This window comes from Lactococcus allomyrinae, assembly GCF_003627095.1.
Classification (GTDB): domain Bacteria; phylum Bacillota; class Bacilli; order Lactobacillales; family Streptococcaceae; genus Lactococcus; species Lactococcus allomyrinae.
In genome coordinates this window covers 2,631,756-2,650,106 of record NZ_CP032627.1, presented here as the reverse complement: position 1 = coordinate 2,650,106, position 18,351 = coordinate 2,631,756, and the positions used below count along the sequence as shown (strand labels likewise).

Below are 18,351 nucleotides of genomic sequence, written 5' to 3'. Positions count from 1 at the left end.
CGTGACTTAAATATAAATCAGAAAAAATCGAGAGCTTTCCCGTGATATTAAATTTCGACTAAATTTATTTTAGCATTTTACAAGAAAAAAAGGACAACGGTATGTTGTCAATTTTCTTTTACATTTGGCTGTTTTAAAGTAATTTTAAAGCACTCACAGACAAGGCACTTCCTACTAAAATAAATAGATAAGCAATAATCAATGTCAACAGAACATTTGTCCCGAAAGGAATTAAAGGAAGCATAAATCCAACCGTAGCAATCAATGGTGTCCATGTGCGAGCATAATAAGTCCTCCGAGCAAAGACAAAAAGGCCAACAGAAACTAAAATCCCAAGAAATAAAAGACCGATCAATAAAAATGAATGTAACGCAAGTTCTTGACCTTTTATCCTAAAAACGCCATGTTGCAAAATTTTATTAGCCTTAGTCCAATAAGCATTGTCATCTTGATAGCGTTCCCAATCTATATTGAAAAAATATAGATGAAAAGCAGTATAAATCACTGTAACCAAAAATGCTATAAAACTATAAATCAACAAACTCCATCTTATCCAGCATGGATATTTCTTTTTTACTCCTTTCATCTTCTCCTCCTCAACTCTAAAACCGCAAAAATCACTGACAGTTTAGTCAGCAAATTTTTGCTCAGATTTTATTGATGTATATAAATTTCACTATTCAAAATCATCATTTAAAACAGTATAATATTTTTATAATTTTCTGTCAATTATTATTTTTACTGACAAAAAACCCTGTCAGTACTGACAGAGTTATTTTTAAGAGGAAAACCGTAATTAAGATTATTCGGTGATACGTTTTTCAGTATCAACATCAAAGAAATGTGCTTTATTCAAGTTCAATGTTACTGTCAGTTTTTCACCTGGGTTTCTGAAATCACGTGCTTCAACACGAGAAACAAATTCAGTTGAACCTGTCTTGAGATAGAGCATTGTTTCTGCGCCGAGAAGCTCTGATACGACAACTTCAGCATCTACACGTGAATCAGGATAAGCTTGCGCTTGAAGCTCACCTGCAGAAATATCTTCTGGACGAACACCGAGCCATACTTTTTTGCCATTGTATCCTTGATCTTTAAGTAATTTTTCTTTACCTTCTGGCATTTCGATGCTGAGACCTTCACCATTAGATAATTTATTGCCATTGACCGTCACTTCAAAAAAGTTCATCGCTGGACTTCCGATAAATCCTGCGACAAATTTTGATGCAGGTTCATTATAAAGTTCTTGAGGTGAACCGACTTGTTCAATACGTCCAACAGTACCAGTCTTATCTACATTTGGCGATGAAGACATGATAACGATACGGTCTGCAAGTGTCATCGCTTCTGTTTGGTCATGGGTAACATAAATTGTTGTTGCACCAATACGACGGTGAATTTTTGCGATTTCAGTACGCATGGATACACGAAGTTTCGCATCTAAGTTTGACAAAGGTTCATCCATAAGGAAGACTTTAGCGTCACGCACAATAGCACGTCCCATCGCCACACGTTGACGTTGACCACCAGACAAGTCGGCAGGTTTACGGTCGAGCATATCTGTCAATCCAAGAATTGCAGCTGCTTCATCGACACGTTTTTTAATTTCATCTTTTTTATATTTACGTAATTTAAGCCCGAAAGCCATGTTATCAAAAACAGTCATATGTGGATAAAGGGCATAGTTTTGGAAAACCATCGCAATATCACGATCCTTTGGTGCCACATCATTCATGACTTTATCATCAATTTTGAATTCACCTTCTGAAATATCTTCCAAACCAGCAATCATACGCAAAGTAGTTGATTTACCACATCCTGAAGGCCCTACAAAGACGATAAATTCTTTATCTTTAACATCTAAGTTAAAATCTTCTACTGCATACTGAGTTGCATTAGGATATTTTTTGTAAATCTTGTCTAAGCTAAGTGTTGTCATTTTTTTCTCCTGTATTCACTTTTTATACTATCCATTTTAATGCAAACGGTTTCTCCTGACAAGCATTGAACTGCCCATTTTCTTTATACAAGTTGCACATTTTATAGAAAAAACTTCTGTCAGCAAAAAGAAAAACTGTCAGTACACTGACAGAATTCATGCTTTTCTACACTGACACTTGCGTTAGCTCATCATTTTTACGAGGAATTATTTCACATCACAGTTATCCTTTTTATATGATCACTAAAAAATTCTATTGAATTTTTAACCTAGCAAGTCTCCGCGAACTAAGCAGACTGTTCATACAGGTCGCTTAGTTGTTAGTGTACTCTGACAATTGGGGGATGAGAAAGAATCTCCCACCAATGAAGAAATCACTTCAAAGTTAGCCTAATACAAAAGTATTAATCTTCATCTTTGATTTTACTCGTTTCTTCTGCAAACCGTTGCGCCACAGCTTCAAGTGCTAGTGTGTCTTCATCGCCAATATAATGGTCATCATTAATTTCATCAAGATTGACATACATATCAATATGTCCCTTGAGGTTGTCAAATCTCACAGGCGCATCTCCACCATACTCACCATCCAAATTAAGTAACATCCGCTGACCCGCCATCGGCTCAATCTCAATCATGCTCGTCTTGATATACTCAATATTGATATCATCCAAATGTTTCCCATTTGCAACAATCGCAAGCAAAGCCATCAGCTCAAAAAGATTATCTGTTTTGACCAAAATCAAGGTAAATAGTCCATCATCCAACTTTGCATCTGGTGCAATTTTCTCAAAACCACCTACAGAATTAGTCAATGCTGCGAAAAACATTGAAATATCACCTTCAAAAACACCATTATCGTGTGTAATACGCACAGGAGCTTTTCTGACTCGTGGCAAAAGTTCTGCCCCTTTTGCCAAATAAGCAAGATAACCAAAAGCTGTTTTCAGATGACTAGGTACACTGTATGTCAGCTCAGTAAGCCCACCGCCAGCCGCAATGTTGATAAAGTATTTATCCTCTTCAGCAAGACCACGCGTGGAATGACCAACATCAATACTCAATACCTGATTCTTACCAATAATTTCTATCGCTTCAAGCGGTTTCCCTCGTGGAATTTTCAAAGCTCTAGCAAAATCATTCGTCGTCCCAGTCGGCACAATAGCAAGTCTTGGGCGCTTTTCAAAGGGAGCAAGACCTGAAACTACTTCATTAATCGTTCCATCACCACCAGCCGCAATAATCAAATCAAAACCAGCCTCTGTTGCTCGTGCAGCTTCAATTTCTGCTGATTTAGGCTCTGGCGTCGTTTGATACGCACTCGTTTCATAACCATATTCTTCAAGTCGATTAAGAATATCTGCAATATGTTTTTTGATGATTTCTTGACCCGACGTCGGATTATAAATCAATCTTGCCTTCATTTTCCCACTCTTTCTCATTCTTTTTCTACTGCCTTCCCCAACAAAACGAGCTGAGTAGGAGCGCGTGCTGAACCCTTACATTATGAAAGCATTCTACACAAGCTTTTCACTTCTTAAAAACACTCAGAAATAAAACAGTATTATACTAGTTAATTCCACTTTATAATCCGAAGGATGTCATACCATGGATTCCCTCTGCAACTTCATCGCTCCGCTGTCCATACGCGCTACAGCATTAAAGTCTTAGGCGCAGTGGCAATCTGCTAAAGCAACAATACGAAATCACTCGCTCTAGCTCCATTTCGCAAAACGACGCGTAAGTCGCCTGTCATAACAACATTTTTACTCCATAAAGTTAAAATAATGTCATGACTTTTACAACAGATGAGTTATAGAAAAAACCTTCTGTCAGTATACTGACAGACTACAAATCCAACAAATCTTGTTCTGACCAAATTTCAATACCCAATTCCTGAGCTTTAGCCAACTTCGAACCAGCATCCTCACCAGCCACCACAAGGTCTGTTTTCTTAGAAACCGAACCCGATACATTCGCTCCCAAGCTTTCAAGCTTTGCTTTAGCTTCAGCACGCTTCAGTGTCATTAATTTTCCTGTCAGCACCACTGTTTTCCCTGATAAAATTCCATCAGTACTGACAGCACCCAAATAATTAAAATTAAGACCGGCATTTTCAAGTTCATCTAGTAATTGCTTTGCTCCATCAGTTGCAAAATACGTTGTAAGTGCTGTCGCAATTACCCCACCTAAAGACGGGATCTCCGCAATCTCCTCCTCAGTTGCCAAAGATAATTGTCGTAAATTACCAAAGCGCTCTAAGAGTAGTTTAGCAGCTTTTGCACCAACATGACGAATCCCCAAACCAAAAAGTAACTTTTCAGAAGAATTTTCACGACTACTTCCTATCGCATCAACAATTTTCTGAGCAGATTTCATCTGAATCTTGTCCAATTCAGCCAGTTTTTCAGCCTTCAACTGATATAAATCCGCCACATCCGCTACCAATTTCTTATCAAATAATTGTGAAATAACCGACGGTCCAAGTCCCACGATATTCATCGCATCACGACTAGCAAAATGAATCAATTTTTCTCGTATTTGCGCAGGACAAAGAGGATTGACACAGCGCAATGCCACTTCATCCTCAAAATGGAGCAACTTCGAATCACACTCTGGACACTTCGTTGGAATATCAAGCTGGTTATCTATTCTTTCCGAAAAAACAGTCCATTTCCTCACAATACGTCTTTCAAACCTTGTCCAAACTGTCCTTGTGACCCTCTGTCTTTTACGTTTACGTTTAGCCGACTCCCGCTCTTCAAAAAGTACACGACTCACTTTAGGGATGATATCTCCCGCCTTATAAATCAATACTTTATCGTGTTTACGAATATCTTTCTCTTTGATATAGTCTACATTATGCAAAGTTGCACGAGCTACCACTGTTTGTGCAAGAAGCACAGGTGTCATTACTGCTGTCGGAGTAACAACTCCTGTACGTCCTACTGTCCACTCTACATCTAAAATTTCTGTTTCAGCAACCTCAGCAGGAAACTTATAAGCAATCGCCCATCTTGGTGCTTTTACAGTAAAACCAAGTTCCTCTTGTTGTGCAAGATTGTTTACTTTTACAACCACACCATCAATATCATAAGCAAGTTCATCTCTTAGCAGGGTTGCTTGCTCTATAAATTCCCAAATCTCATCCATATTGCGTGCAAATTTCCGCACAGGATTCACTTGAAAACCAAGCCGCACGAAATACTCAAGTACCTCCTCTTGAGTGTCATTTGTAGCATCACTAGCTTCTTGATAGAGAAAAGTTGCCAAACCGCGTTTTGCTACAACTTTTGTATCCAACTGTCGCAATGTTCCTGCCGCAGCATTTCTAGGATTAGCAAAAGCCGCCAAACCTTCCAGTTCACGTTCGGCATTTAACTTAGAAAAATTCGTTCTAGGCAAATAAGCCTCACCACGTACCACGATATCAATCGGCTCAGACAGTTGAAGAGGCACATCCTTTATCCTCTTTACATTCTCAGTAATATTTTCCCCAACTAGACCATCACCCCGTGTCGCTGCAGTAACCAATATCCCTTCTTCATAATAAAGGGAGAGAGAAAGACCATCAATTTTTAATTCACAAATATATTCTGGATTAGGAATATCTTTACGAACACGTTCTTCCCAAACCGCTAATTCTTCACGAGAAAAAACATCCCCCAAACTATAAAGGTTGTACGGATGCCGAAACTTCTCAAAACCATCCAATATCACATCGCCAGTCCTATGAGTTGGCGAATCAGCCCGTATCAACTGTGGATTATCACTCTCTAATGCAACAAGTTCATGATAAAGGCGGTCATACTCATCATCCTCTACAGACGGCCTATCTAACGTATAATATTCGTAAGCATATTTATTAAGTAACTCTGTTAATTCTTTAATTCTTGACTCGATATTCATGTCCATATTTTAACACAAATTCATCAAAAAAAGCATACCCAAGAGAGTATGCTTTATTAAGGCGGCGATCGGATTTGAACCGACGATTAAGCTTTTGCAGAGCCATGTGTTACCACTTCACTACGCCGCCACAACATTAACTATTATAGCGGAAAATTAAGTTTAAGGCAAGCATGAACTACAACTAGCAACCTCAATAAATTTTTTTCAAAAACATTTTTAAATTACCATAACCAAAATCCAAAATTTGACCCTAATTTGTCCCTAACGACAATCACCGTCACATATTGAATTCCAAAATATCAAGTTTTTGGCTTACACGTTCCTTGCTCACAACTTGAAATTCTCCAGACTGCTCTCTCACTAGAAAATCACCAACAAGCGCCAAATCACCCGATTCAAAATTCAGCACATTTTGATTTCTCTCATTCCAAGAAAGTATTGACTTCTCAAAAGCTTGCTTTACCCAATTTTCATAGACTGGCCTGTGAGAAATTTTCCAAACATCCACAAGCTTACCTTTAAATTTTGCCTGCATAGCGTTTCCTTTCCAGTACATCAAGCACTTTTAGTAAACTCATTTTAGCAAAATGAAAAAATATGTCAAAGCCTCCTCAACTCCATCCTACGCACTTTTGAAATATAATGATAAAAAAGTAACATCTAAATTTCATTTTTTTCATTTAAGCATTAAAATCTTTATCTCTCCATCCAATTAAAAACCAAAACTATTTACAACGTATTCTTTGGATTATGTGTAGCTTCTTTTGTTTTTCAAAAGAATTGTTTTATTACAATTTAATAAAATTAAAATTAAAAATACGAACAAGCGTCTTTTTAATTTATTAATATCGTTTCTATCTCTTTTACCCTACTAATCACTAAATTTCTCGTATGGAATATTCTTATATCTCAAAAGTAAATCTTGACTCAAATTCTACTGCTACTGATAAATCCATCGTAAAAATCAACAAGGGATTGATTTTACTCCATAACTTCATGACACAAAAACATCACTATGACACGCCAGCTGACACTAGCCACTTCGCCTTGTCGTTTCAGCGACTTAGAGCGAATGGACACCTGTGAGTATAAGCTCCTATCAGATTTTAAAGTAGAACTAGTACAAAAAAGTCACATCAATTTCAGAGTTTCTCACCATTTGTGGCAATTACTTTTTGATACCATGCAAAAGAATCTTTTTTAGACCGTGCTAAACTTCCATTTCCATCGTTGTCTTTATCAACATAGATAAAACCATAACGTTTCTTCATTTCACCAGTACCTGCAGAAACTAAATCAATGAAGCCCCAAGGCGTATAACCCATCAAGTCTACACCATCATACTCAACAGACTCTTTCATTGCTTTAATATGTGCGCTGAGATAATCGATGCGATATTGGTCATGAATCGTACCATCAGGCTCTAACTCATCTACAGCACCGAAACCATTTTCCACAATAAAAAGTGGTTTTTCATAACGCTCATAAAACCATGACATGCTCCACCGTAAACCTAATGGATCAATTTGCCAACCCCATTCAGAAGCTTCAACAAACTTATTTTTGACCAAATCTTTATCTTCACTGTAATCAAAGAAAGGCGCTTTATCATGGTCCTTAATGGCAAAACTCATATAATAACTAAAGCCAATATAATCCACACATCCATTTGCTAAAGTTGTAATATCTTCATCCGTAATGTCTAGTTTAAATGCTTTGCGGTTAAAATATGCCTTTAAATAGTTTGGATAATGTCCGCGAACATGGACATCTGCAAACCAGTAACGTCTTTGCATCGCAACAGTCGCTGCCATCATATCTTCTGGTTTACAAGATTCTGGATAAATCGGACACATCGCAATCATACACCCAATTTGGAAATTAGGATTTATTTTATGCCCAAGTTCAACCACCTTAGCAGAAGCAACAAGCTCATAGTGAGCCGCTTGATACATGATTTCTTCACGTTCTACATCACTTGCTCCCTCTGGAAATTTCAAACCTGAGTTAGTAAAAGGAGCAAAATCACGCATAAAGTTCGCTTGATTATTAATCTCATTGAAAGTCATCCAATATTTAACTTTATCTTTATACCGTGTCATGACTGTTTCAGCAAAACGAACAAAGAAATCAATCAATTTACGATTCTTGAAACCACCATATTCCGTCACTAAATGATAAGGTAGCTCAAAATGAGAAAGTGTAATCACAGGTTCAATCCCATTTTTCAAGCACTCATCAAATAAATCATCATAAAATTGCAAGCCTTCTTCATTAGGCTCTTCTTCATCTCCATTTGGAAAAATACGCGTCCACGCAATAGATGTCCGAAAACAATTTAGACCCAATTCGGCAAATAAAGCAACATCTTCTTTGTAACGATGATAAAAGTCTATTGCTTCATGATTCGGATAATTCTCTCCCGCAATGACACCATCCGTAATACGTCGTTCAACACCATTACTTCCCGCCGTCATCACATCGGCTACCGAAGGTCCTTTTCCACCAGCATTCCATCCTCCTTCAAGTTGATGAGCAGCAACAGCCCCTCCCAGAGGAAATCTTTACGTAAAGCCATATTTTCTCCCTTGTATTTTTTAGAATTATTAAATTTTTGTTTCTTAACAAGACAAGCTCAAGATATACTTGAGCTCATCTCTTTTTTACCTTAAAAACTATTCTGCAGCATGAAGTTCTGATTCTGTTTCAGCTTCTTCTTTAAGTAAGACATTATCGTAAGCACGGGCAAATGGCCAATAAAGGACAACTGTCATTGCAAGCATAATAATTTGCCATACCATACCTTGCCATCCACCGACAAGTAAACCAGATAAGATAGCAGGTGTTGTCCAAGGAATTACTGCCCCATTAAACGGAGGAATAATACCAAGATAGATAACTAGATATGTCAAGATACCTGAAATCAAAGGTGCCAAGATAAATGGAATACCTAGGATTGGGTTCAAAACGATCGGAAGACCAAATAACACAGGCTCATTAATGTTAAAGACCGCAGGTCCAATTTCCATCTTACCAAGTGTCTTACCTTGAACAGATTTTGCACCAATAAGTAAGAATACAACAAGACCAATGGTCAACCCAGAACCAGTAACTGTCAAGTATTGGTCCATGAATGATTGAGTAACGATATGCGCACCATGAGCGAGATCAAGATGACCCGCTTTATTAAGTGCAGCGTTATCAGCAGCATTTGCTTGAAGCAATGGGCCCATGATACCACCGATGATTGTAGCACCATGCACACCGAACCACCAGATAAATACTGGCATAAAAGCAATAACAAACACTCCGACAGGACCGTCAGTTACGTGTTGCAATGGTGTTTGAATCCATTTATAAACCAATTCGACAAAAGTTGTATTAAAGCCAATTGTTGTGATACCATGAACGACACCGGCCAAAGTAATAATTGCTCCCGCAGGAACAAGGGCTGTAAATGATGCCGCAACGTTTGCTGGTACTTGCTCTGGCATCTTGATTGTGATGTTACGACGCATAAATCCTGTGTAAATCCAACCTACTAAAAGCCCTACGATGATTGAAAGAACCATCCCTTTACCACCAAGCCAGGCACGGTCAATAACACCTCCGACTTGATAAGCAGTTGAAGTTTTTGTTGGGTCAGTAACACTTGTTACTTGATGGACAGTATCTGGTTGAAGCAAGATGTGAACAATCACACCAGTCAAACCAGCAGGCACACCTTCATATCCTGCATCGCGTACCCAAGCATAGGCAATCCCAAATACGGCAAGTAACGCCATAATACCGAATGAAGCATTATTAATTTGTAAGAATAGGGGCCAAGCTTGATTTTGTTCATGAAATCTTGACCTGCTTGGAATGGTAATTGTCCAAGAATCAAGAATACCGAACCAATGATGATAAATGGAATTGGATAAATCATACCATTTTTGATTGCTGTAACAGCACGTGTATTCAAAAATTTCATCATTGGAGGCATGATTTTTGTTTGAATAAAATTGTTCATATTAGAACAGTCTCCTTTACTTTTAAATGGTCTATAAATCTTGTCCAGCAAACAATATTTATATTCCACTCATATTTTTCACATCTTCATTGTATTATTAAAACGCTTTCTTATCAAGTGTTTCCCATTAAATTCAAAGCGTTTTCATCAATTAGGTTTCGTACCAAACTTGAATTATCTTGTACCAAAAAATGTCATCTTAAACTATTCTTAAACTCGCCTTCTTAGAACTTTGTGTTATTTTTGTCATCTATTTTTAATGTTATTTTGTTTTATGATTCTAAGTTTTTGGAACAGATATTTTTACTAAAATCCTCGTTTCATTCAATTTTTCTACAAATTATTGCTAGCTTATTAGCCAAAATGAAAAAGCCATGCTTGGCTTTTACTCGGATAATTCATATACCAAATCAGTAAGTCTTTCAGCAAGATATACCGTTGGGAGCTGACTTGTCAAATCATAATGTGTATTAATTCTACGCTCAGTGACACGATAATTAAGCACAAAATCACTCAGCTCGGCAATAGTTGAACTTAGTTTTGGCGTAATGCACGAGATATAGACATCTTTATTTGGTCGTAAACTGTTTAATACCTCAATAACCTCATTAGTTTCTCCTGAAATAGATAATGCAATCACTAATGTATTTGTCGTGTTACGAAGTTTTGAAGTGATAGGATAAGTCACATCACTAAATGAAAAAGTATTAATTCCAACTCCTGCGAGTCTTCTGGCTGCATAGTCACAAATCAGACCACTGGAGCCTACTCCTGTAAATATAATATTATCGCTCTCTATGATTCGATGTGCTAATTCACCCAAACGTTGCTCGAAGTTTTCTGGAAAAATATCTAAAGAAAATTGTGTTGAGGCACTAGGTTCTACTTCTTCAAGCTGTTTTTTCTTAGTCACATACTCTTTAAATTCAGTATAAGAATTATAACCCATCTTATGTACTAACCGCATAACACTAGAAGTTCCAGCATGAGCTTCCGATGCAACGTCTCGAACGTGCAAGTATGGAATTTTATCAACATTATCACGTAGGTAACTATAAATTATACGCTCGGTGTAGGTTAGTTTTTGAAAATCAACATTCCCAAAAAAACTCATATTTTCCTCCTTTTATGATTTGAATAAAATTTACTATAAATTATTTAAAAACAAGATAAAAATTTTTTCACACTAACAATTTATCTCATCTCGAAAACTATAATTAATGATATATTAATCATTTAACGTTAGCTCCTTCACCTTATGAGTATGAGCGAGTCCTTTCTTAGATTATTGCTCCAGCAGATTGCGATTGCGACTCATATATCGAACAAATTCGCCTTGCTGCTTTAACAACTAGGTACTTTATCATGGGCAGCGAGATAGATTGAATGGATACTGGCGTATGAATAGTTGTGATATAATATCCTTTTGGATTTTAAGTAGAGCTAGTATAAAAAAGCTGCGTTAGACGCAACTTTTAAGAATTATTTATTTTCCAAGGCTTGGATGCGTTTTTCTTGGTTAACCACTTCAACCGCAAGGTCTTTAAAAGTAATCGCATTCATCAAATGGTCCTGAGCATGAACCATATAAAGATTCCAACCAATTTTTTCCCCTTGAGCTAAACGTGTCAAAAGGTCTGTCTGGACATCATGAGCTTCGCGAAGTTGTTCTCCTGCATCGTTCAATGAATTTTCAGCTGCTTCAAAATCACCATCTTTAGCTTGTTGAATCGCTTGAAAAGCCAACCCTTTGGCATTACCACCACTCATGATAATTCCCATTACTACTCCCATGTATTCATCACTGGTTGGATTTTCGTATTTATCACTCATAATTTCTCCTTTAAAATGTGAGAGCGCTTATTTTGAAATTATAAAATCTCAACTTGACTCCTATTCTTATACTTTCGTTATTTAAGATATCATGTTTAGAATTCAGACACTAATATTTTGGTATTAGGTTCTCCACAACTTCAGACGCTCAAAACTTTATTATTTGCTACATTTTAGTCAATCCATTACAGAATATCTGCAATAAATCGCTCATTTTTGATTGTATATCACTTGGATTTTTTGTTTCAAAAGTCAAAACAAATTACAAAACCCAAGATATAGCAAAGGAGCTTAACGCTCCTCACTTTTAACTGTTAAATTGAATCCTATTTCATAATTGCTTCTGCTGCTGCAAGAACCTTATCTCCACGCATCATACCGTAGTCTTGCATTTTGATAACGTCCATAGGAACACCTGCAGCTTCTGCTTTTTTGGCAACTTCACCCTTCATGAATGCAACTTGTGGTCCTAACAACAATACATCTGGTTTTGGCGAACCTGTTCCAGCGAGCATATTATCAATATCTGCAGTTGATTTAGCGAAAATTTCGTAATCTTTTCCTCCCTCTGCTGCTGCTTTTTGCATTTTAGAAACCAACAATGAAGTAGACATACCAGCGGCACATGCGAGTGCGATAACTTTTTCTGCCATAATTATTTCTCCTTTTCTTAACGTTTCATATTAACGTTTCCATGAAATTATTATAACGTTTTCATTTTAGAAATGCAAGCGTTACCTAATTGATTAAACTAGGAATTCAACCAATAAAAAAACAAAATATGATCCTTCAGAATTCTTATTCTTTTAAGCTTTTTCACATTTTTGCAAAAAAAATTCCTGCATAAAGCAGAAATTTTCTTAAAATATGTTTCTAATTTTGAAACAGAATTTTACTGCTACAATTCAAATACTTATTTGTCTTTATTAACAAGATAGTCAATTGATTTATGAGCAAGAATCTCTAATATCGCTAATACAGGAAGTTGAGTCGTTAGATTACCCAGAGGATATTGTTTCGACCATTCATTAATCAAATGGTATGAAAGTTGATGGTCTGCTAATTTAGCGACCGTACAATCTTCATGATTTGTGATTGAAATAATTTTTGCTCCGCTCGCTTTAAATTCGAGTTCTTTGTTAACTACTTGCTCTGTTTCACCAGATACGGACAAAATAACCGCTACAATATTTCCAATCCCTTTTACTTGAATCGCTTGAAATGGGTCTGTTATCACAAAGCTCCTAAGTCCTGTATTAACAAAATATTTTGTTGCATAATCGCTCAAAGATCCTGACGTGCCTAATCCTAAAAATACAGTATAGTCCGCTTCTGAAATCATTTGTGCGGCTTTGTTTAATCGAGATTGGTAAGCATCTGTATTCATTCTCCTGAGAAACATATTGAACTCAAGCATATTATCGTAATGCTGTTCCTCTGGTGTTTTCTCACGCGTCTGATTTTTTAGATAAAATTTTAAATCTGCCCAACCTTCAAAGCCAAGCTTAGTACAAAGACGAACAATTGTCGAAGTTGAAACATGAACATGATTTGCTAAATCTCGAATAGTCATCTGCTGTACTTGTTCAGGTGATTTAATAATAAAATCAAATACAAGCGTTTCGAGATCGTTTAATTTACTTATTTGTTCAGGCTGAAACATATTTTTCCTCTCGTGTAGAATATATGAAATTAAATAATACTTATTAAGTAAGTTAGCTCATGTTAATGACCAAAAATCAAAGCTCGACCTAGTCCTAACGTTTCATGAAAATAAGCACTTAAAATCTCCAACTTATTTTTTAATGTCGTCTTTGCGGCAAATCCTGAAACATGAATCAAATGTTGTTTTTCAGCTAAAACTAAACTTCGTTCTAAATGAAAATCGCTGGTCACTAAGATAACTTTACCTTTAAAATAATGACTTGAATAGCGTAAATTTTCGTAGGTATTACGTGCTTTTGGCTCTTTTATGATTCTGTCAGCACTGACAGAATTATCTTCCAAATACTTTGCCATACCAGCAGACTCATTGACATTTTCACTTGAAGCTTTATAACCTGTAACAATGATTTTAGCTTCCGGATTAAGTTTTGCTAGCTTTATCCCTGCATCTAATCGATCTCTAGTCATCTGAGCTGGTTTAGAATGTTGTAAGTCGTTTCCATCAATTTTGCTTCCTAAGATTAGAATGGTCTGATATCCTGTCAGCACTGACGGACGAGTATTGATTTTTGTCAGCACTAATCCGAAACAAACCACTGCATAGATAATCCCTAAACTAATGACAACAACTAAAATTTTTAATATTTTTTTCATCATAAATTAAAGTGATTACTTTATTGATAATAGCTCTTTCTCCCTCTACCAATGTTAGAGTACAACCTCTAGGTATGACGACCAAGCAATAAAGCACAAAAGCCTAAGGCAGTAGAATGCCATTTTGCCTTATCGCTTTGCATCTACCGTTGCAAGCTCTGCTTGTATATGAATGAGAACGTTCGTAGAACGACGTGCAAAGCACGTCGCGAGTTGCGACTTCGGACTAGGCACTTCTCTCGTGCCATAGCTAGAATCGACAGTGCAGTAAAGCGGAGATAGTGCTGCTAATTCCTCCATTTGATGGGTTAAAAACTTTGTTTACGACCTTCACGTTGTTTACGTGCATTTTTATTACGTTCTGCACGACGTTTTTTCTTATTTTCTTCTTCGATTTGCCATTTGATAGCTCTTTTGTAGCCAGGCTTAACTTTCTTTTTACCTTTGGCTAATGCACCTCTGGTAGCCAACGAGATTTCGTCCCGTTTTTTCTCACGCTTTTCACGGCGGTCACGGTCATAACTGTCAACAATCTCACCGTTTTTTACGGCTTTAGGTTGGAAAGTGACACCCATTTTTTCTATTTCACGAATCGCTGAATCATCGGATGGACTGTATAGAGTAATCGCTGTTCCTGTCAGTCCATTACGTCCTGAACGTCCAACACGGTGCACGAAGAAAGTAAGATCTTTTGGAATCTCATCATTGATGATATGACTGACTCCTTCGATATCAATACCACGCGCTGCAATATCCGTTGCAACAACATATTGATAATCAAGATTTTTGATACTATTCATGATACGTTTGCGTTCCCGTGGAGGAATATCACCATGAATTTTTGCCACTTTAAGTCCATTGCTCACTAGGAAATGATGAATATCATCAACCCGACCTTTCGTATTGGCAAAAATCATTGCCATATAAGGATTAATCGCTTGGGAAATTTGTAACAAAAGTTGATTATGAGAGGCTCCTTTTGTTGAAATAAGCCAGTTCTCAATAGTATCTGAAATCACTGTTTTATTTGCAATCGTTTGCATCACTGGATTATGCAAATATTTTTTAAGAAAAGGTTGTAATTTTTGAGGAATTGTTGCTGAGAAAACTAGCATTTGAACCTTCTTGCCAAAGGCTGATGCAATATTATCAACATCTGATAAAAAGCCCATATCAAGCGTCATATCTGCTTCGTCCACGACAAAAGTATTTGCTGTATAGACAATCAAAGCTCCAGACTTGATAAGGTCATGAATTCGTCCAGGTGTACCAATAACAATATGTGGCTGACCATTTTCTAATTTCTTGATTTGTCTAGCTTTGTCTGTCCCGCCCACGAAGTTTGATACTCGAATTGATGGATTGATTTTTACAAATTCTTGAGCTGCTTTATAAATTTGAGTTGCAAGTTCTCTTGATGGTGCTGTAATGACTGCCTGAACTTCGTTTAATGTCACGTCTAAATTTTGAAAAATTGGAAGCAAGAAAGTATGCGTTTTTCCTGAACCTGTCTTTGATTCACCTACAAGGTCACGTCCAGAAAGCACAATCGGAATTAATTTTTCCTGTACTTCTGTCGGTTTTTGAAAATTAATGCTTTCCAATGTTTGATTGATTTCTTTTTTAAAATTAAAGTCTGTAAAATTCATTTTTTTCTTTCATTCATCGGCTTTATGCCTTATTTTATCCATGGAAGGGACTTCAACCTATTATAACAGAAAATAAACTTTTAAGATACTTGTTTTTATTGTTGCAATGTCTGCATTTTTCGGAGTTGTTCCAGATAACTTGCCTTTAGATTTTCGGGAAATTCGATGACTAGATGTTGACCATAAGAACAGAGATAGTGCGTCATGTAATCAAGTTCCTCCACATTGTATCCACCCGTGAGATAGCTAATCCCCTCTCTTTCTTCCAAAAACATATTAGGATAATGATGCTTTAAGAATAACTCTCGGCCAAACTCTGTCAAGCGACACCGAAAAGGGATGTTGTGATAGTTGTTTTCATATTTCTCTTGAAAATCTTTCAACTCTGCAAGTGAGTAAGTCTGAAAACCCTCAGCCCACTCACAATCTGCCATATCATCACAACGATAAGTCCCCCATTTCCCTTGATTCATCTCATAGGCGCTACAAAACCAAATCCCATCCCGATAAAATAGTTCATAAATTTGCAGGTCAACAATTTCTCTTCCGTGCTGGTGATAAATCATGTGGAGCACTTTTTCTTCCAAAATAGCCCGCAAAATCAGCGATAGATAGGCTGGATGTTTGACTGGAGCTACACCATAATAATGAACAACTCCAAGCAATCGTTCAAGATTTTCTTGTTGGCTCTTCGGTAAAGTCGCCAAAAGTTTTTGCCTGATATGAGGATAAGACCTTTCAAAAGGTGTACTGGACAGGAGTTTCAAGGCATTAAGTGCAAAAAAGATTGCCTCTACCTCTTCATCGCTAAAATAGACAGGTATCCATAATTTTTGATTAAGCAGACGATAACCACCATAACGTCCACTCTCAGTGTAAAGCGGTAATCCAATGCGCTCTAACTCCTCTACATCTCTGAGCGCCGTGCGCTTGGAAATATGAAATTCATTCATTAAATCTTTGAGCTGAAAGCTGTGTTTATTGCTCAAAAAAATAAGTTCTTGGTTAAGACGTTCTGCTTTTTTCATACAAAATGTGAGTTCGACTGTTTTGAAGTTATGAAAAACCCAAGTTTCAGTTATCATTCGACTAATCGCTTTAGCAATGAAGTAAGAATGGACAACAGAGGATCTTTTTCATGACTTCAAGGGGAACAAACGAAGCTCCCTTCAAAATTTTCTCTTTCATTTTATTAGTGCCTTATTTTGGCACCTTTAAGAGTTATACTTATTTTATCACAAGAAAAGAGGATTTTTTAGATGAAAACTTTATTGATTAATGCCCATCCTGATTTTGAAAATCACAGTCATTTTTCAAACCAGCTTCAAGACTTATTTGAAAAGAAATTTTTCGAAAACTTTTCTGAGCAAGATTTGACCGTTCTCAATCTTTACGAAACTGATATTCCTCGTATTGAAGAAGGAAATCTCCTAACTCTTTGGAACAAACAAGCAACAAAAGAGCCACTCACTGAGCAAGAAATAGCGCTTGCTAAACAGTCAGAAACTCTGCTCACACAACTCAAAGCACACCATCGCTTGGTGCTAGTTTCTCCTTTGCATAATTTCAATGTGACTTCACGCATGAAAAACTATATTGACAATCTCATGATTGCACGCGAAACCTTTCGTTATCTGGATACGCCACTCTCAAATGGCAAAGTTTCGGTTGGTCTAATGACTAACGACTACCGCGCTCTACTTCTTTTTGCTAGTGGTTCCATCTATACCAACAACGACTTTTATCGACATCTTGACTTTGCACCGCAGTACCTCAAAACGATTTTTTCTGAGATAATGGGTTATAACTCTTTTGATATCGTTCGTGCAGAGGGTACTGCTTTTCTGTCAGCACAGGAGATTTTAGAGCGGGCTAGTTATGATTTGGACGTTACATTTAAGCGTCTCTATGATAAATGATTATTGACAAAACAAAAAATACTGACAGAAATTCTGTCAGTATTTTTTATCTTTATTTAGCTGCTGCATAAAGTTCATTCACTTTATCCCAATTGATAAGGTTGAAGAATGCTTCAATGTAGTCAGGACGAACATTGTGATATTTGAGATAGTATGCATGTTCCCAAACATCAAGACCCAAAATTGGTTTCGCACCTTCTGAAATTGGATTATCTTGATTTGCAGTTGATGTAATCGCAAGTTCACCGTCTTTAACAACAAGCCATGCCCAACCAGAACCGAAACGGCCAGTTGCAGCTGCCTTAAATTGAAGTTTGAACTCTTCAAATGAACCAAATTTTGCTGTAATCGCATCACCGATTTCTGCTGTTGCAACACCACCACCATTTGGTGAGAGCCATTCCCAGAACATTGAGTGATTCAAGTGACCACCACCATTGTTACGAACAGCAGTACGAATGTCTTCAGGAATCGTGTCTAAGTTTGTAAGCAATTCTTCGAGCGTTTTGTCATCAAGTTCATTATGCTTTTCAATCGCTGCATTAAGATTATTCACATAAGTTTGATGGTGTTTTCCATGATGGAGACGCATTGTTTCTTCGTCAAAGAAAGGTTCAAGCGCATTGTGTGCGTATGGAAGTTCAGGTAATGTAAATGCCATGGTCATTCTCCTTTAAAATATGGGGAACTGTTCACTCTATTGTGAATCTCAGCTCTTCATTTTATTTTAATTCTATTCACATTATAGTTGATTTCGCTTCCATTTCCAAA

Annotated in this window: 14 protein-coding genes, 1 tRNA gene and 2 pseudogenes; 1 reads left to right on the top strand and 16 read right to left on the bottom strand. The window is 37.0% G+C overall.

Annotated features, from left to right (window positions below; translation table 11 throughout):
- Window positions 1–133: 133 nt before the first annotated feature.
- From D7I46_RS12680 to D7I46_RS12610, 15 genes and pseudogenes are all read right to left on the bottom strand, one after another.
- A complete protein-coding gene (locus tag D7I46_RS12680; RefSeq protein ID WP_120773202.1) occupies window positions 134–586 on the bottom strand; it encodes a transporter in 453 nt (150 codons plus the stop codon).
- A 216-nt stretch (window positions 587–802) separates the two neighbouring features.
- A complete protein-coding gene (locus D7I46_RS12675) occupies window positions 803–1,939 on the bottom strand; it encodes an ABC transporter ATP-binding protein (RefSeq protein WP_120773201.1) in 1,137 nt (378 codons plus the stop codon).
- Between the two features lie 404 nt (window positions 1,940–2,343).
- A complete protein-coding gene (locus D7I46_RS12670) occupies window positions 2,344–3,360 on the bottom strand; it encodes a diacylglycerol kinase family lipid kinase (protein ID WP_120773200.1) in 1,017 nt (338 codons plus the stop codon).
- 424 nt (window positions 3,361–3,784) lie between these two features.
- A complete protein-coding gene (gene ligA, locus D7I46_RS12665; RefSeq protein ID WP_120773388.1) occupies window positions 3,785–5,845 on the bottom strand; it encodes an NAD-dependent DNA ligase LigA in 2,061 nt (686 codons plus the stop codon).
- Window positions 5,846–5,904: 59 nt separating this feature from the next.
- A tRNA-Cys gene (locus D7I46_RS12660) sits at window positions 5,905–5,975 on the bottom strand.
- 150 nt (window positions 5,976–6,125) lie between these two features.
- Window positions 6,126–6,383 carry a hypothetical protein gene (locus D7I46_RS12655; protein WP_120773199.1) on the bottom strand — a complete coding sequence of 86 codons (258 nt, stop codon included), beginning with the start codon at window positions 6,381–6,383 and terminating at the stop codon, window positions 6,126–6,128.
- A gap of 607 nt (window positions 6,384–6,990) precedes the next feature.
- Window positions 6,991–8,426, bottom strand: a pseudogene (locus D7I46_RS12650) (6-phospho-beta-glucosidase).
- 97 nt (window positions 8,427–8,523) lie between these two features.
- Window positions 8,524–9,860 (bottom strand): annotated as a pseudogene (locus D7I46_RS12645) (PTS sugar transporter subunit IIC).
- 385 nt (window positions 9,861–10,245) lie between these two features.
- The gene (locus tag D7I46_RS12640) at window positions 10,246–10,974 is read right to left on the bottom strand and encodes a MurR/RpiR family transcriptional regulator (RefSeq protein WP_120773197.1); all 729 of its coding nucleotides are present in this window, start codon (window positions 10,972–10,974) and stop codon (window positions 10,246–10,248) included.
- A gap of 368 nt (window positions 10,975–11,342) precedes the next feature.
- Window positions 11,343–11,693, bottom strand: a complete 351-nt coding sequence (locus D7I46_RS12635; RefSeq protein ID WP_120773196.1) for a PTS lactose/cellobiose transporter subunit IIA — start codon at window positions 11,691–11,693, stop codon at window positions 11,343–11,345.
- 326 nt (window positions 11,694–12,019) lie between these two features.
- Window positions 12,020–12,346 (bottom strand): PTS sugar transporter subunit IIB, encoded by a 327-nt coding sequence (locus tag D7I46_RS12630; RefSeq protein WP_120773195.1) that lies wholly within the window; start codon window positions 12,344–12,346, stop codon window positions 12,020–12,022.
- 260 nt (window positions 12,347–12,606) lie between these two features.
- Window positions 12,607–13,356, bottom strand: coding sequence for a MurR/RpiR family transcriptional regulator (locus D7I46_RS12625; protein ID WP_120773194.1), 750 nt, complete (start codon window positions 13,354–13,356; stop codon window positions 12,607–12,609).
- Between the two features lie 62 nt (window positions 13,357–13,418).
- Window positions 13,419–14,015, bottom strand: coding sequence for a YdcF family protein (locus D7I46_RS12620; protein ID WP_240424449.1), 597 nt, complete (start codon window positions 14,013–14,015; stop codon window positions 13,419–13,421).
- Between the two features lie 305 nt (window positions 14,016–14,320).
- Window positions 14,321–15,661 (bottom strand): DEAD/DEAH box helicase, encoded by a 1,341-nt coding sequence (locus D7I46_RS12615; protein WP_120773193.1) that lies wholly within the window; start codon window positions 15,659–15,661, stop codon window positions 14,321–14,323.
- Between the two features lie 95 nt (window positions 15,662–15,756).
- Window positions 15,757–16,689, bottom strand: coding sequence for a helix-turn-helix transcriptional regulator (locus tag D7I46_RS12610; protein WP_120773386.1), 933 nt, complete (start codon window positions 16,687–16,689; stop codon window positions 15,757–15,759).
- 231 nt (window positions 16,690–16,920) lie between these two features.
- Between D7I46_RS12610 and D7I46_RS12605 the strand changes: the two genes are divergently transcribed.
- Window positions 16,921–17,580 carry an FMN-dependent NADH-azoreductase gene (locus D7I46_RS12605; RefSeq protein WP_120773192.1) on the top strand — a complete coding sequence of 220 codons (660 nt, stop codon included), beginning with the start codon at window positions 16,921–16,923 and terminating at the stop codon, window positions 17,578–17,580.
- A gap of 52 nt (window positions 17,581–17,632) precedes the next feature.
- On the opposite strand, the gene D7I46_RS12600 is transcribed toward D7I46_RS12605, so the two are convergent.
- Window positions 17,633–18,241 (bottom strand): superoxide dismutase, encoded by a 609-nt coding sequence (locus D7I46_RS12600; RefSeq protein WP_120773191.1) that lies wholly within the window; start codon window positions 18,239–18,241, stop codon window positions 17,633–17,635.
- Window positions 18,242–18,351 lie beyond the last annotated feature (110 nt).

Coding starts and splice junctions, on each gene's coding strand:
- ligA (WP_120773388.1), bottom strand. CDS start 5,845: ATGAATATCGAGTCAAGAATTAAAGAATTAACAGAGTTACTTAATAAA.
- D7I46_RS12630 (WP_120773195.1), bottom strand. CDS start 12,346: ATGGCAGAAAAAGTTATCGCACTCGCATGTGCCGCTGGTATGTCTACT.
- D7I46_RS12610 (WP_120773386.1), bottom strand. CDS start 16,689: ATGAAAAAAGCAGAACGTCTTAACCAAGAACTTATTTTTTTGAGCAAT.
- D7I46_RS12675 (WP_120773201.1), bottom strand. CDS start 1,939: ATGACAACACTTAGCTTAGACAAGATTTACAAAAAATATCCTAATGCA.
- D7I46_RS12655 (WP_120773199.1), bottom strand. CDS start 6,383: ATGCAGGCAAAATTTAAAGGTAAGCTTGTGGATGTTTGGAAAATTTCT.
- D7I46_RS12605 (WP_120773192.1), top strand. CDS start 16,921: ATGAAAACTTTATTGATTAATGCCCATCCTGATTTTGAAAATCACAGT.
- D7I46_RS12600 (WP_120773191.1), bottom strand. CDS start 18,241: ATGGCATTTACATTACCTGAACTTCCATACGCACACAATGCGCTTGAA.
- D7I46_RS12670 (WP_120773200.1), bottom strand. CDS start 3,360: ATGAAGGCAAGATTGATTTATAATCCGACGTCGGGTCAAGAAATCATC.
- D7I46_RS12640 (WP_120773197.1), bottom strand. CDS start 10,974: ATGAGTTTTTTTGGGAATGTTGATTTTCAAAAACTAACCTACACCGAG.
- D7I46_RS12635 (WP_120773196.1), bottom strand. CDS start 11,693: ATGAGTGATAAATACGAAAATCCAACCAGTGATGAATACATGGGAGTA.
- D7I46_RS12625 (WP_120773194.1), bottom strand. CDS start 13,356: ATGTTTCAGCCTGAACAAATAAGTAAATTAAACGATCTCGAAACGCTT.
- D7I46_RS12620 (WP_240424449.1), bottom strand. CDS start 14,015: ATGATGAAAAAAATATTAAAAATTTTAGTTGTTGTCATTAGTTTAGGG.
- D7I46_RS12680 (WP_120773202.1), bottom strand. CDS start 586: ATGAAAGGAGTAAAAAAGAAATATCCATGCTGGATAAGATGGAGTTTG.
- D7I46_RS12615 (WP_120773193.1), bottom strand. CDS start 15,661: ATGAATTTTACAGACTTTAATTTTAAAAAAGAAATCAATCAAACATTG.